This window comes from Algoriphagus sp. (assembly GCF_039969895.1).
Lineage (GTDB): Bacteria > Bacteroidota > Bacteroidia > Cytophagales > Cyclobacteriaceae > Algoriphagus.
On record NZ_JBDVMZ010000021.1, the window covers coordinates 212,999 to 225,998 of the forward strand.

The window sequence follows — 13,000 nt, forward strand, 5'->3', positions numbered from 1 at the left end:
ATTTTTTGCAACTTCTGACTTATCTGAAAGCATGTGAGAATTGGAAGTGTATTTGGCTTATTGCAATGGTTTTTAACAACAACTTTCGTTTTCTTGAATTAGTGAACAAGGTACTGTTCCATATAGAAAAACTGCCATTCATTTTTTGGCAGATCCTCTGATTTTTTATGTCTGCAGTTTGGACAATTTATTTCTGGGTTTAATTGAACTACCATTTGTTTTCATCTTTGTCGGTTACGCTATAGACTGTTGAATTAATTGCTTTCTCGATTTCTGTTTTTTCAAATTCAATAATTACATTTCCATTTTCAAAGGACGTTTTTGAGTATACGATTCCGTTGAATTTATTTAATTCGTGACTTAAGTGGACTTAGCAACTCACACAAGTCATTCCGTTGATTTTGGTTTCAGTTGTTTCAATGTCCGATTTTTCGGCTATGAATAGGTCCATTTCTATTTGGGTAAATTAATTTTGAAAAAAATGGTTTGTTTACTAGATAGTTTCCTATTTAAACTTGACCTCAATTAGAGTTTCCCCCTCCCCATCAATTCTCTGGCATATTTTGATTTTCCGTTGTTCTTGTTCAATGTAAGATTCATTTTTGAGTTTTGGACTCTCCATAAAATAAGCTGTATTCTTAATTTATTTTAACTTATCTCGGAGTGCCTTCATGTCAAAACTTATCTTCGTATCTAGGATTTTGGCATAGTGCTGTGTCTGCTTAAGGGATTTGTGTCCGAGCATTTTTGATACGGTTTCGATAGGGACTCCGTTGGCAAGCGTGATTGTTGTCGCAAATGTGTGCCTTGCTATATGAAAGGTGAGTGGTTTATTGATCTCGCAGACATCTGCGATTTCCTTAAGATACGAATTCATCTTTTGGTTGCTCAATACTGGTAGGACATGAGCCCCGTCCTGGCATTGAGGATGGTTCTTATATTTTTCAATAAGCTCCAAAGCTTTTGGTAATAAGGGCAAACGGGTAGGAGAATCTGTTTTTTGTCGATGGGTATAAATCCATTTTTCCCCATCTATTCCCGTAGAAATCTGATTCCTTTTTAGATTTTTGACATCTATATAGGCTAGTCCAGTAAAGCAGCTAAAAAGGAAAATATCCCTAACCTGGCTAAGACGTTGTATAGAGAATTTTTTCTCTATTAAATTTTCTATTTCATGCCAAGTAAGAAAAACCCTGTTGTTGACTTTGGTCGCCATCTTGAAACGGATGAATGGGTTTCTGTCAAGCCATCCATTATTGATGCAGATTAGAACTACTTTTTTAAAGTTGTTGAGATATTTTACAGTGGTATTGTGATTGCAATTTCTAATACTCTTAAGCCAGAAAGCGTAGGATGAGATAAACTCGTAATCTAACTGCTTTATGTCCATATCCTTTTTCTTGTACTTCCAGTTAATAAATGAGCGGGTGTGGTCCAGCGAGGTTTTGTAGCGTAGCAGGGTCCCTTCTGCGAAATCCTTTCCTACCAATGATTCTAAATTATCATTGTGTTCTTGGAAGATTTCTAGGATCATTTTTCTTTTTTCTCCAATACCAAGGATAATATTTTTCAAGGATTCGGCGGAAATTTCCTTGTCTGATTCAAGTAATTGTTTTTTCGCCTGAAGTACTTTGTGATGGATGGTGTCCAAATAGGCATTTAATTCTCTGGCATCTTCTTTTGTCCCCTCTGCTCTACCAAAAGCTGTATTCCATCGTGAAACTGCCCACAATCTTTTGGTAGACAGTTCTTTTGATTGACCATCCACGGTAATCCTGAGGTAGACATACCTCGCTGATCCGGTTTCTTTTTTGGATTGTTTCAAGAAGAAGTGCAATCCGAAGCTTTTTTCTAACATGACAAATTAGTTTAAAGTTAAATAAAACTCGAAAATCAGGCTCTAAATAACAAGAAGCTCAATATATGAACATGTTCATAATCAGTTAACTATGACTTCCATCCAGCGTCTTTTTTTTGGGAGAAGCCGAACTACACGAATGACGCAACTGAATTTTGAGTAATTGTGAAGATTTTGGTGGTTTTAGCCACAAAAAAAAGCCTGCAAAGAGTCTTTTTGCAGGCTTTAATTTTACAATTCTGAAAAGCTAAAATCTGATAATCTAAAATTAAAAGACTGTTAATCAGCTATTTAATTCCTTTTAATCAATTTATTGAAGTCATTTTGTATAATTTCTTCAACTTTTTTTTAGCTTTTTCCGTGGAGCTGGTGAGATTCGAACTCACGTCCAGATAAGGAAACAACGTACCTTCTACATGCTTAGTCACCGGTTGGGTTTTCGATCGAAATATGCTGGGTGACACACCTAGTTTCGACTTAGCTACTGAATCTTAAACTTGCATAATAGCATCACAAGCAGCAGTCCGATCAAGTCGACACCTCAGATCCACCCGGATCAGACAACGGGCGGTGAGATGTGGCCGGGGAATTACTCTCGTAACTCAACCCTTCAAGCAGTCTATCCTATAAGGTTAGATTAGGCAGCCATAGCGTAAGATTCTTCGCCATTTATAGTGCGTATGAATTTTTCAAGGCCGTACATACTCCAGCCTGCATGCGAGCCCGATTTTTACACTTACTGTCAATACCGGTCAGCCCCATTTTGTAGTGGGATGACAAAAGTAATGGAAAAATAGTTCCGACATGAAGTTGGAGAAATTTAATTGGATGAGTCAGAGACCAGTGATCAGTTGGTGGGTTGATAACTGAACACTGATCTCTGAAAACTGTTTCATATTCTCTAAAAGGATGGGCTTCAAACTCAATTCTTTACGCAAATTCTTTTGAATAGCACTGATTTCAGTTCCTCCGAGTATAGAGTTTTTTATATCTTGCGGTGATGGAAAATTTCGTCGTTTCGGCAAGAAAATATAGACCGGCAGATTTCAAGAGCGTTGTTGGACAGCAACATATCACTACTACGCTACAGAATGCCATAAAAAACAATCACTTAGCTCAGGCTTTTTTGTTTTGTGGACCACGTGGAGTGGGCAAAACTACCTGTGCACGTATCCTTGCCAAGACTATTAACTGCGAAAATAAGACTCCAGAACAGGAAGCCTGCGGTAAATGTGAATCCTGCGTTTCCTTCCAAAACAACTCTTCCTTCAATATCTACGAACTCGATGCTGCCTCGAATAACTCCGTAGATGATATCCGAAATCTGGTAGATCAAGTACGCTACGCACCACAAAAAGGTCAGTACAAAGTCTATATTATTGATGAGGTTCACATGCTATCAAATCAGGCTTTTAACGCCTTTTTGAAAACTTTGGAGGAGCCACCTAAGTATGCCATCTTTATTTTGGCTACAACGGAAAAGCACAAAATCATCCCAACCATACTTTCCCGCTGTCAGATTTTTGATTTCAATAGAATTCAGATCAAAGACATCTCAGGTCATCTTCAATACATCGCTGAGAAAGAAAAGGTGGATTATGAAGAGGAAGCTTTGAGGCTAATCGCAACCAAAGCCGATGGTGCTCTTCGCGATGCGCTTTCCATGTTTGATTTGATCGTCACTTATTCCGCTGGGAAAAAGGTGACCTATCATGAGACCATTGGGAATCTGCATATCCTTGATTATGATTATTATTTCAAAGTTCTCGATGCGCTCGTTGCTGAAGATCTATCGCAGGTTTTATTGATTTTTGATGAGATTCTGAAGAAGGGATTTGATGGTCACAATTTTATCGTCGGGCTTTGTGAGCATTTACGTGACCTATTAGTTGCTAAAGACCCCGCTACCGTAGCTCTGATAGAAGTGTCAGAATCGGCCAAAGAGCGATACTTGCAGCAAACAGAAGCTGCTTCGGCCTCTTTTTTACTTTCTGCACTGAACATTGCAAACAATTGCGATATCCATTACAAAACTTCTAAAAATCAGCGATTGCATGTAGAGTTAGCTTTGATGAAAATAGCCAAACTTCCACAGGCATTCCGCCTCTCTATGGTGGTAGCTGCTGACGCAAAAAAAAAAGTCTGATAGAGGAAATTCCTGAGCCGACCAAAGAACCCATACCACTTCCTACCGCTAATTCTGCTTCCAAGACCAGTTCTTTACAGCGAACTATTGCTATACCCAAAAACCTAGGGCATACCAAACAGTTGGCTGATCAGAAAGCGAAAGAGGAATTGGAAATTGCTAAATCAAATGTAAAGCAAGAGGTAGTCGAAGTAGTAGGGACGGGGAGAGATCTGAGTCAAGAAATCCTGGATAGTGTTTTTCTTGATATAAAAGATCACTTTCAAAAGCTGGGTAAAAGCATGGAAATAGCTATCCTTGGCGAAGGGCTGAAGCTCAAAGAGGGCGCAGTAATGCTGGAAGTGATGGGACATGTGCAGGAGGAACTTGCCTTGAAGATGAAACCTGAATTGATTCGAATCATCAGGGAGCTCGGCTCTGTCAATCAGTTTAAAGTAGAAGTGGAGATAAAGGAAGAGCTAGAGACTCAGCGTACTCAGCTGTACACAAGTACGGATAAGCTTAATTTTTTGAAGGAAAAGCATGCTGCGCTAGGTGAGTTCCAGCGGAGATTTGGATTGGAGACTGATTACTAGAAATCTAGTGAAATTCCAAAATTTATGAGATTCTGAAGCTGCACGGCTTGTTTTGACGTGCCGTCATCTTGCTTGATAAACACCTCCTCATCATAGATCAGCACGGTTTCTATTCTAGTGGATATAAATCTGTTCACTTTCATTCGGATCACAGAATTGAAATTGACCACCATATTACCAAAGACTTCATAGTTGGAAAAAAGGTTGATGTCGGACTTCCAAGTGACGTTTTCGAATAGCTTGATATCTGTCACAGAGGCAGCGATAGACACCCCTGCTTCTGCGCGTACATTTTCGCCAGGTACCACACCAAAGGCCCCAGCTCGGCTCAGTGAATCATCTAGAACGATCGTAAATCTCCCTGTGAAAGGTGAAAGGATGACGGAGATTTTGCTTTTGTCTTTGTACGTTTTTCTATAGTTCAAACCTGTAGAAGATTGCACGTAACCAGGAGAAAGCAAATCTGAAATTTTGGTACGAACTTCAACATCGCTTCCGGATGGCCTGGAATATTTGTATCCTGCCAGTAGCTGAGTCCTGGCGTCTAGCTGAGTGGATAGGTAGAAGAATTCCGACAATTCTCTACCATAGTTACTTATGAAGTTAAAATTATCGTTGGTTTTTCTAGTCTCGTAGGCACGGTCATTTTGCCGATTGAATCCCAAGTTGACGTTGAGCTGGGTGTCCCAGATTTTATTGTCTTTCTTATAATTTGCAAAAAGTGTCAAGCCAGAATTCATGGCAAAAGTACTGGATCCTCCTGCCGCCCAATTGGATAATGTGACTTGTTGAATGTTAAGATTATAATTCCCGCCTGTTTTCCAAAAAATCTCTTTGACTGGCTCTTCTATCAAAAGTGAGTCCCCCAGCATCAGCAAGGTATCTCCGTTGATCAATACCGTATCAGGAATGTACTGCCTATCCTGAGCCAGTAAGGGGTGGCTTAGACAAAGGAGAAATAACCCAAAAATCAGGATGTACTTTGACATTTAAAAAGCTTGTAGGAATGGTGACTAGGGCTGAAAGATAACCAATTTCTGCCCAATGGATATGATGTTTTGAGACCCTATCGTGTTCCAATCCTTCAATTGATTGACTGTTACGCCGTATTTTTTGCTGATTGCAAATAGTGTCTCGCCGCTAGATACTGTATGGATTAATCTCGAGTTAGTAGTGGTAGAAGTATTCTGAGGAGGATTATTTACTGTTACTTGATTGCTAGTGGGAGCTGGCGTTGGCGTAACGCTTGCTTGCTTCGTTGGCGTTGGCGCGGTGGTTTTTACCATCGGAATTTCTTCTCCACGCTTTCTGTGCTCTTGCAGGTTCAGTACCATTCCTGCCTTCAACTCGCTATCCCTTCTAATTCTATTTTTAGACTTCAAGGCTGAGAGCTTGATGCCGTACTTTTGGGAGATGCTCCAGAGGGTTTCTCCAGGTCTTACTATATGCGTAGCGACTTCCGCGCTGGCATTCTTTTTCTCCGTATAGTAATATTTGCCGGCTTCTATTCGCTCACCTTTATCTAAATCATTTAGCCTTCTTAGCTTATTTTCTTTTACGCCTACACGATCAGAAAAAGTGCTTTGGGTGGTAGTTTGTGCAGCTTGAACGCCGTCTAGGTTGTTGACAGTGATCTGATCAGCCTGTGATGCTTTGGTAGTATTTCCAGCAATTTTAGGGAAAGAGTCTGCTTGCTTATACGCTGGTGAGTTAGAATTCTGAGTTGGTCTAGGCTGAGTTTTTGGTTTTTGTTCTACGACAACTGCCTGCTGAATAGGAAGAGATCCATCTTTCACATACACTACGGTATATACTCTGTCGCCTGGGATTTTACCGTTTTTGGTCCATAGGTTATATTCTTCGAGGTGCTTCACGGTCACTCCGTATTTTTTGGCTAGAGCGGCTAGGGTAGTAGGTCCTTGTACGCGGTCCTCTACCATGTAGGTGCCGTTGCTGACTAGGGAGGTGGTTTGGCTGCCAAAGGCAATTTTATGTGCTAGGTATTTCTTAAAGTACCAGTGTGTATTTCTATCTACATCTACGACTTGCTTTCCGTTATATTGCGTACCAAAATATGCTTTGGCACCACCCAAGCCCATCTGATAGGATACCAAGGCACACATCCAATTGTCAAAAGAATTATTGTGTTTTTTCAGGTAAAGAGCTGCACCTTTAGTAGAGGAGACGATGTTTTTTCGCTCATCGATTTGGCCATCTACCCGCAGAAAAACTTCCTCGGCTGTGCCTTGCTTGAACTGCCAGAAACCTACTGCATTACTAGTTGATACAGCGTCTCCGATCAAACTACTTTCTTGGATTGCTAGGTATTTCAAATCCACCGGTGCACCAGCATTCCTAAGTTCTCGCTCGATGATCGGCAAGTACAGGTTAACTCTATCTTGTTTTATCTTAAAATAAGACGGGTTTCGATACTGGGCATCTACGTCTAGTTGGATTTCTCTTCTTGCCTGAGGATTGATCCGAACGATCATGTCTGCGAATTCCAGTTCAGCTGGAACCTGAGGGATTTGAGCTATAGACTCAAAGCCAAAAAGTAGGAATAGAATTAAAATGGAGTTGGAGATATGAGTTTTTTTCATGCGAAAAAGGCATTCGTAGTCGATTCAGCCTCATTTTAGCAAAAATGATTCCCCTTTTGGATTCCCTTAGGTTTTTCTGAAATTCTTTTAATCGTAAAGTACAGGGAGGTTTCGAAGAGTAGCGCAGGAAACTTCAGAAACGCTGTCAATGAAGATTTTTAACTTTTAGAGTTTCATTGGCAATCCTGGGTACGGGCAGTTACCCTAAATAGATTAGAATTAGTTATGGATGTCACTGCTCACTGAGACTGATCAAGCACTAGTGACTACATGGGGGTTATTCAACACATCCTACCTCATGATTTTTTTCTAGCCATCATTACCCCGTCTCGGATAGGAAGTAGGGCATTTTCTACCCTTGAGTCATTCTGAACCGTCGAATTAAAGTCCAGAATAGCCTGCGTGTCTTTGTCGATTTTCTGGCCTTCTTCAACCAGAATTTTCCCTGACCAAAGGACATTATCTGCGAGAATGATGCCTCCAGGATTCAGCTTGTCGATTATCAAATCGTAATACTTGCCGTAGTTGCATTTATCTGCATCTATGAAAACCATATCGAAGGGACCAGGAAGGGTAGGAATGATCTCCAACGCATTCCCAAGTCTGTAATCAATTTGCTCTGCGAGCCCGCTTTCTTCAAAAAATCCCCTGACCATTGTTTCTAACTCATCATTGATATCCAGTGTGATTAGTTTACCTTCTTTTCCTAGACCTCTCGCCATGCATATTCCAGAGTAGCCAGTATAAGTGCCAATTTCCAGAATGGTTTTTGGATTCTGCATTTTGACGAAAAGCTCTAGCATTTTTCCCTGAAGCTGTCCAGAGATCATACGTGGCATCATGACTTTGGCTTGTGTCTCGCGCGTGATTTTTAGCAGTAAATCATCTTCTGTAGTGGTATGATCTTCGCAATAAGCTAAAAGTGCCGGATCGATAAATTCCATGATTATTGAGGACTGTAGGTGAGGTAAGTAAGCTGTTCTGGATTGAAAATGTCCTGAGCGATATCCAGTATTTCTGTAGCCGTAGTATTTTTGATTTGCGTGAAAATTTTATCTAAAGGATCTACTTTTCCATGATCCAGCAGGCTTTTGCCATAGACTAGCATCAAGGCGGAATAGTTTTCTTCAGCCATCGCCATCTGGCCAATTGCCTGCTCCTTAGCCATGTGAAGTTGCAACGTCCCAAGCTTGGTAGTTGATAATTTTCGCATTTCTTTGAGAACAAGTGACTGAGCCTTTTGGAGTGTTTTTCCCTCAGTTCCAAAGTAAATCCCGAAAAAGCCAACATCAGAAAATGGCTGATAACTAGACTCTATGCTATATACATAGCCATGTTTTTCCCGTAGCATAAGATTCAATCGGCTGTTCATACTTGGCCCGCCTAGGATATTATTCAGGAGATAAAGTTTAAATCGATTGGGATCATAAAGAGAAAAAGCAGGTCGGCCGATCGCACAAAGTGACTGGCTGACGTCACGCTCTTGGGTCTTGATTTTTGGAGTATAATTACTGAAACTGCTCCTTACATAGAGGCTTCTTTTGGGTTGGATTTGGGAAAGAGGGCCTTCGATTCCCTGCAAAACTTTCTTGAAAGGAATGTTTCCAACGACTGAAAATATAAGCCTTGAAGTATCCAATCGGGTGGAGATAAAGTCAAAGAAATCCTGCTGAGTGAAGCTTCCTACAGTTTGCTCTGTTCCTAGAATATTTCTTCCTAGCGCATGGTTTTCAAACACCAATTCGTCCAGCTCATCCTGTATCGCATCGTCCGGAGAATCTCGGTACATGGCCATTTCCTCCAAGATAACCTGACGTTCTTTTTCAATTTGTTTTTCCGGAAATGTGCTGTTGAAAGTAATGTCAAAAAGTAATTCTGCAGCTTTTCCGAAATGCTCTTTGAGCGTGGAAGCATAGAAGCAAACTTTCTCTTTGGTGGTGTAGGCGTTCAGTTCACCGCCGAGGGATTCGAGGCGGTTGAGTATATGGAAGGTTTTGCGTTTTTGTGTGCCTTTGAAGGCCATATGCTCCCAAAAGTGAGCCAGGCCTTCTTGCTCCTTGCTTTCGTCCCTACTCCCTATATCTAATATAAATCCGCAGTGAACTAGTCTGGTGTGGGTAACTTCCTGATGAACAATCCGAATGCCGTTACTAAGTTCTTTGATGTTTAATTCCATGCTTTTTTTACCCTGTCGGTAATATACAAAGTAAAGCAGGAAAATGGTTCCTGAGGAATTTCAAACCTGATTTTCGACTGAGAATTTGTAACTTTCCATATCAAAATCAGAAAAAATCGAGGAGTAGGTAGGATTTATTTTCCTCCTATAGATGATACTAGTAAGTTAGATTTCCCTCCCGCTAGCAACCGGGCTAACCATTGAAAAACCAAAAAATAATGAAATACCAACCTCTTTCCAGTTCCCTATACATCAAGAATCGCGAGAAATTTTGCTATAAACTACCCGAAAGTAGTGTGGCGATTTTCAACTCCAATGACATCATGCCTACCAATGCCGATGGTACGATGCGCTTTCGTCAGAACAATGATTTGTTTTACCTCACTGGAATAGATCAGGAAGAAACGATCTTGCTAGTGGCACCTGATTGCCCAAATCCCAACATGCGCGAGATTCTTTTCCTCCGCGAGACAAACGAGCATATCGCGATCTGGGAAGGGCATAAGTACACTAAAGAAGAAGCAAAGGCTGCCTCAGGAATTACAAACATTCAATGGTTGGCTAATTTTGACCAAGTGTTCAATACTGTAATGGCATTGTCCTGCAACGTCTTTTTGAATACCAATGAGCATCTGCGCGCAGGGGTAATTGTAGAAACTCAAGACGCGCGATTCATCAAAGAGTGCAAGGAGAAGTTTCCGCTTCATACTTATCATAGATCTGCCCCGATCATGCATGAGCTTAGAGGATCAAAGGAAAAGGAAGAAATCGCTCAGTTACAACTTGCTTGTGACATTACAGAAAAGGGCTTTAGAAGGATACTGTCTTTTGTAAAGCCTGGTGTGACGGAATACGAGATCGAGGCGGAATACCTGCATGAGTTTGTGAGAAATCGAAGCAATGGCTTTGCTTACCAACCCATCATTGCGTCTGGATCTTCAGCATGTGTACTTCATTATATTGAAAATCACAAGGAATGTCTTTCAGGAGAAATGCTTCTCATGGATGTTGGCGCAGAATATGGTAATTACAATGCGGATATGACTCGCACTATCCCTGTGAGTGGAAGATTCACTGAGAGGCAAAGAGCAGTTTATGATGCTGTATTGCGGGTGCAGAAGGAAGCTTCTAGGATGTTAATGATTGGAACAAACATCCAAGACTACCACAAGGAAGTGGGACTCATTATGCAGAGTGAATTGGTAGGTTTGGGATTGATTGATCAGACAGATATCAAAAATCAAGATCCAGACTGGCCGGCTTACAAAAAGTATTTTATGCATGGAACATCACATCATATAGGATTAGACGTCCACGACGTAGGAACCATGCATGGACCGATCAAGCCAGGAATGGTATTCACTGTCGAGCCAGGAATCTATATTCAGGAAGAAGGTCTTGGAGTACGATTGGAAAACAACATCGTGATCCAAGAAGGAAAAGGATACTTTGATTTGATGCGAAATATCCCAATTGAAGCGGAAGAGATTGAGGAGTTGATGAATAGTTAATATCATTATACTCAATAATGCCAGAAACTTTGTTTTCGTTGGTAATCTGGCTGGAAGACCGAAGCGGCATCATTATAAGAGTTTAGCAATCCCTACATTGATTATTCCACCTTACTGGTAGAAATGCGGATAATCATATAGTTAATTCAATCTTATATTACTAGAAACAAAAAAGCTTTACCCGTTGATAAACAGGTAAAGCTTTTTTTATGAATCGATTTTGTACTTAATCGTTTGGATATGGAATGTAAACAAAACTGGTGAAGGCCCCATCGATCACAAATAAGCAGCAAAATTCATCTGGGTCTTTGTAAGCATTTTGGAAGTCTTGTATGGTGTCTTCTCCAATCAATTTCCGCTGAATAAACTCATCGAGATAGGTAATGAAGTAGTTCCAATCTAAATCTTTTTCTGCTTTTCCGATAAAGATTTTTCCGATGGGTTGCATCTCTTTGGAGATAGGGAAGATTGGGTATTCAGAAAATTTACGTGAGCGAATTTGATAAGAAGCTTCCTTCAGGATGTCGGAAATCTTCACGAAATCACTGGTAATCGTTCCCAAATATTTCCCGTCTAGTTCAGGGGCATTTTCATCTCTCATTATTTCCTTAGGATTAAACTGATTACATTTTCTACATGATACGTCTGCGGAAACATATCCACAGGCTGAATTTTTTCAACATCATATTTTTCTGCCAAAAGTGCTACATCTCTAGCCTGAGTGGCAGGATTACAGGACACATAGACGATCTTTGGAGCATTTAGCCTCAAGAGCATTTGCACGACTTTCTCATCCATTCCAGCACGTGGCGGATCGGTGATGATCAAATCAGGCGCGGCATGATTAGCAATGAATTCCTCGTTCAGCATGTCTTTCATATCTCCGGCGTAGAATAGCGTATTGTCAATTCCGTTGATCTGAGAATTGATTTTAGCATCTTCGATCGCAGCTGGTACGTATTCGATCCCGATGACTTGCTTGGCTTTTTTGGCTACAAAATTGGCGATAGTGCCAGTTCCGGTGTAGAGATCATAGACCACTTCATCGCCTTGCAAATCGGCAAAATCTCGCGCGACTTTGTACAATTCGTAAGCTTGCTCAGAGTTGGTTTGATAGAATGATTTCGGCCCAATTCGGAATTTCAACCCTTCCATTTCTTCTTCGATGTAGTCTTTACCAGAAAAAGTCACCAAGTCCAAATCATGGAAAGTCTCGTTGCCTTTTGTATTGATCACATAGAGCAAGGAAGTGATCTGAGGGAATTTTTCTTTCAAAAACCCCATCACATGTTGGATGCCCTCCTGATCATTTTCCCCAAACTGCACGATGACCATGGATTGCTCCGTGCTGGTGGTTCTGATGATCAGATTTCGAAGTAGTCCCACTTGATTTCTGATGTCGTAGAAGCTTAGTTTGTTTGCTAGCGCAAAAGTTCTAAGCTCATTTCTCACCTCGTTGGAGATATTTCCCTGAAGGTAACAGTGATCCACGTCGATGATCTTGTCAAACATCTTTGGGATATGAAAGCCCAGTGCATTTCTGTCAAAATCTTCTCCTGATTGGATCTGCTCTAGGGTCAACCACTTTTTATTGGAAAAAGTAAAATCAAGTTTGTTTCTATAATAGCGAGTATTTTCAGAACCCAGTGTTGGCATCACTTCAGGAATATCCACTTTAGCTATACGCTGAAACTGATCGAGTACCTGCTGACGCTTGTAGGTTTTCTGCAGGTCGTAATTGATGTGTTGCCACTTGCAGCCGCCGCAGGTGCCAAAATGCGAGCAAAATGGATCAATTCGTTCTTTAGAATACTCGTGGAATTTCACCGGTTCACCTTCCATAAAGGAGCTTTTCCCCTTGGTAATGCGCACATCCACCACGTCCCCGGGAGCTACACCTGTGACAAAAACTACCTTTTCCTCATGATGTCCCAAACATTTTCCCTCCGATGCAATACGCTCGATGAGTAGGTTGGTGATCACTTTATTTTTCATTTTTCGCGACATGGGCGCAAAATTATGGAAAAAAGGGCGAAAGACCTTTGTGCTACTAAAATGAGAGAGTAGAAATTAAGAATGCACCAGATAGATTACTTACCTAATAAGTCTATAAAAAAGGGCAAACATCTATCAT

10 protein-coding genes and 1 other RNA gene are annotated in these 13,000 nt (G+C 40.9%); 3 read left to right on the forward strand and 8 right to left on the reverse strand.

Features of this window, described 5'->3' with window-relative positions:
• Positions 1-643 precede the first annotated feature (643 nt).
• Entirely contained in the window at positions 644-1,858 is a 1,215-nt protein-coding gene (locus ABJH64_RS15640; protein ID WP_348274398.1) for a site-specific integrase, read from the reverse strand.
• Positions 1,859-2,216: 358 nt separating this feature from the next.
• Positions 2,217-2,618: a transfer-messenger RNA gene (gene ssrA, locus ABJH64_RS15645) on the reverse strand.
• A 240-nt stretch (positions 2,619-2,858) separates the two neighbouring features.
• Between ssrA and ABJH64_RS15650 the strand changes: the two genes are divergently transcribed.
• Entirely contained in the window at positions 2,859-4,004 is a 1,146-nt protein-coding gene (locus ABJH64_RS15650; protein WP_348274399.1) for a DNA polymerase III subunit gamma/tau, read from the forward strand.
• A 122-nt stretch (positions 4,005-4,126) separates the two neighbouring features.
• Positions 4,127-4,579, forward strand: coding sequence for a hypothetical protein (locus tag ABJH64_RS15655; protein ID WP_348274400.1), 453 nt, complete (start codon positions 4,127-4,129; stop codon positions 4,577-4,579).
• On the opposite strand, the gene ABJH64_RS15660 is transcribed toward ABJH64_RS15655, so the two are convergent.
• The 4 genes from ABJH64_RS15660 to ABJH64_RS15675 all read right to left on the reverse strand — a co-directional run bounded on the left by ABJH64_RS15660 (position 4,576) and on the right by ABJH64_RS15675 (position 9,355).
• Positions 4,576-5,568 carry a DUF3078 domain-containing protein gene (locus ABJH64_RS15660; protein ID WP_348274401.1) on the reverse strand — a complete coding sequence of 331 codons (993 nt, stop codon included), beginning with the start codon at positions 5,566-5,568 and terminating at the stop codon, positions 4,576-4,578. The two genes, ABJH64_RS15655 and ABJH64_RS15660, sit on opposite strands and share 4 nt — an antisense overlap.
• 24 nt (positions 5,569-5,592) lie before the next feature.
• Entirely contained in the window at positions 5,593-7,179 is a 1,587-nt protein-coding gene (locus tag ABJH64_RS15665; protein WP_348274402.1) for a LysM peptidoglycan-binding domain-containing protein, read from the reverse strand.
• Between the two features lie 296 nt (positions 7,180-7,475).
• Positions 7,476-8,123, reverse strand: a complete 648-nt coding sequence (locus ABJH64_RS15670; RefSeq protein ID WP_348274403.1) for an O-methyltransferase — start codon at positions 8,121-8,123, stop codon at positions 7,476-7,478.
• Between the two features lie 2 nt (positions 8,124-8,125).
• Positions 8,126-9,355: a pitrilysin family protein gene (locus tag ABJH64_RS15675; protein ID WP_348274404.1), complete on the reverse strand. Its 1,230-nt coding sequence runs from the start codon at positions 9,353-9,355 to the stop codon at positions 8,126-8,128.
• Between the two features lie 218 nt (positions 9,356-9,573).
• On the opposite strand from ABJH64_RS15675, the gene ABJH64_RS15680 reads away from it, so the two are divergent.
• Positions 9,574-10,866, forward strand: coding sequence for an aminopeptidase P family protein (locus tag ABJH64_RS15680; protein ID WP_348274405.1), 1,293 nt, complete (start codon positions 9,574-9,576; stop codon positions 10,864-10,866).
• 226 nt (positions 10,867-11,092) lie between these two features.
• Here the strand turns inward: ABJH64_RS15680 and ABJH64_RS15685 are convergent, their stop codons facing one another.
• Together ABJH64_RS15685 and rlmD are read right to left on the reverse strand one after the other, a co-directional pair.
• Positions 11,093-11,470 carry a hypothetical protein gene (locus ABJH64_RS15685; protein ID WP_348274411.1) on the reverse strand — a complete coding sequence of 126 codons (378 nt, stop codon included), beginning with the start codon at positions 11,468-11,470 and terminating at the stop codon, positions 11,093-11,095.
• Positions 11,467-12,873, reverse strand: coding sequence for a 23S rRNA (uracil(1939)-C(5))-methyltransferase RlmD (rlmD, locus tag ABJH64_RS15690; protein WP_348274406.1), 1,407 nt, complete (start codon positions 12,871-12,873; stop codon positions 11,467-11,469). Before rlmD ends, ABJH64_RS15685 begins: the two co-directional genes overlap by 4 nt.
• Positions 12,874-13,000 lie beyond the last annotated feature (127 nt).

What these genes read in the sequence shown, in the direction of transcription:
- ABJH64_RS15675 (WP_348274404.1), bottom strand. Translation starts at nt 9,355, where the DNA reads ATGGAATTAAACATCAAAGAACTTAGTAACGGCATTCGGATTGTTCAT.
- ABJH64_RS15680 (WP_348274405.1), top strand. Translation starts at nt 9,574, where the DNA reads ATGAAATACCAACCTCTTTCCAGTTCCCTATACATCAAGAATCGCGAG.
- ABJH64_RS15665 (WP_348274402.1), bottom strand. Translation starts at nt 7,179, where the DNA reads ATGAAAAAAACTCATATCTCCAACTCCATTTTAATTCTATTCCTACTT.
- ABJH64_RS15660 (WP_348274401.1), bottom strand. Translation starts at nt 5,568, where the DNA reads ATGTCAAAGTACATCCTGATTTTTGGGTTATTTCTCCTTTGTCTAAGC.
- ABJH64_RS15650 (WP_348274399.1), top strand. Translation starts at nt 2,859, where the DNA reads ATGGAAAATTTCGTCGTTTCGGCAAGAAAATATAGACCGGCAGATTTC.
- ABJH64_RS15670 (WP_348274403.1), bottom strand. Translation starts at nt 8,123, where the DNA reads ATGGAATTTATCGATCCGGCACTTTTAGCTTATTGCGAAGATCATACC.
- ABJH64_RS15640 (WP_348274398.1), bottom strand. Translation starts at nt 1,858, where the DNA reads ATGTTAGAAAAAAGCTTCGGATTGCACTTCTTCTTGAAACAATCCAAA.
- rlmD (WP_348274406.1), bottom strand. Translation starts at nt 12,873, where the DNA reads ATGTCGCGAAAAATGAAAAATAAAGTGATCACCAACCTACTCATCGAG.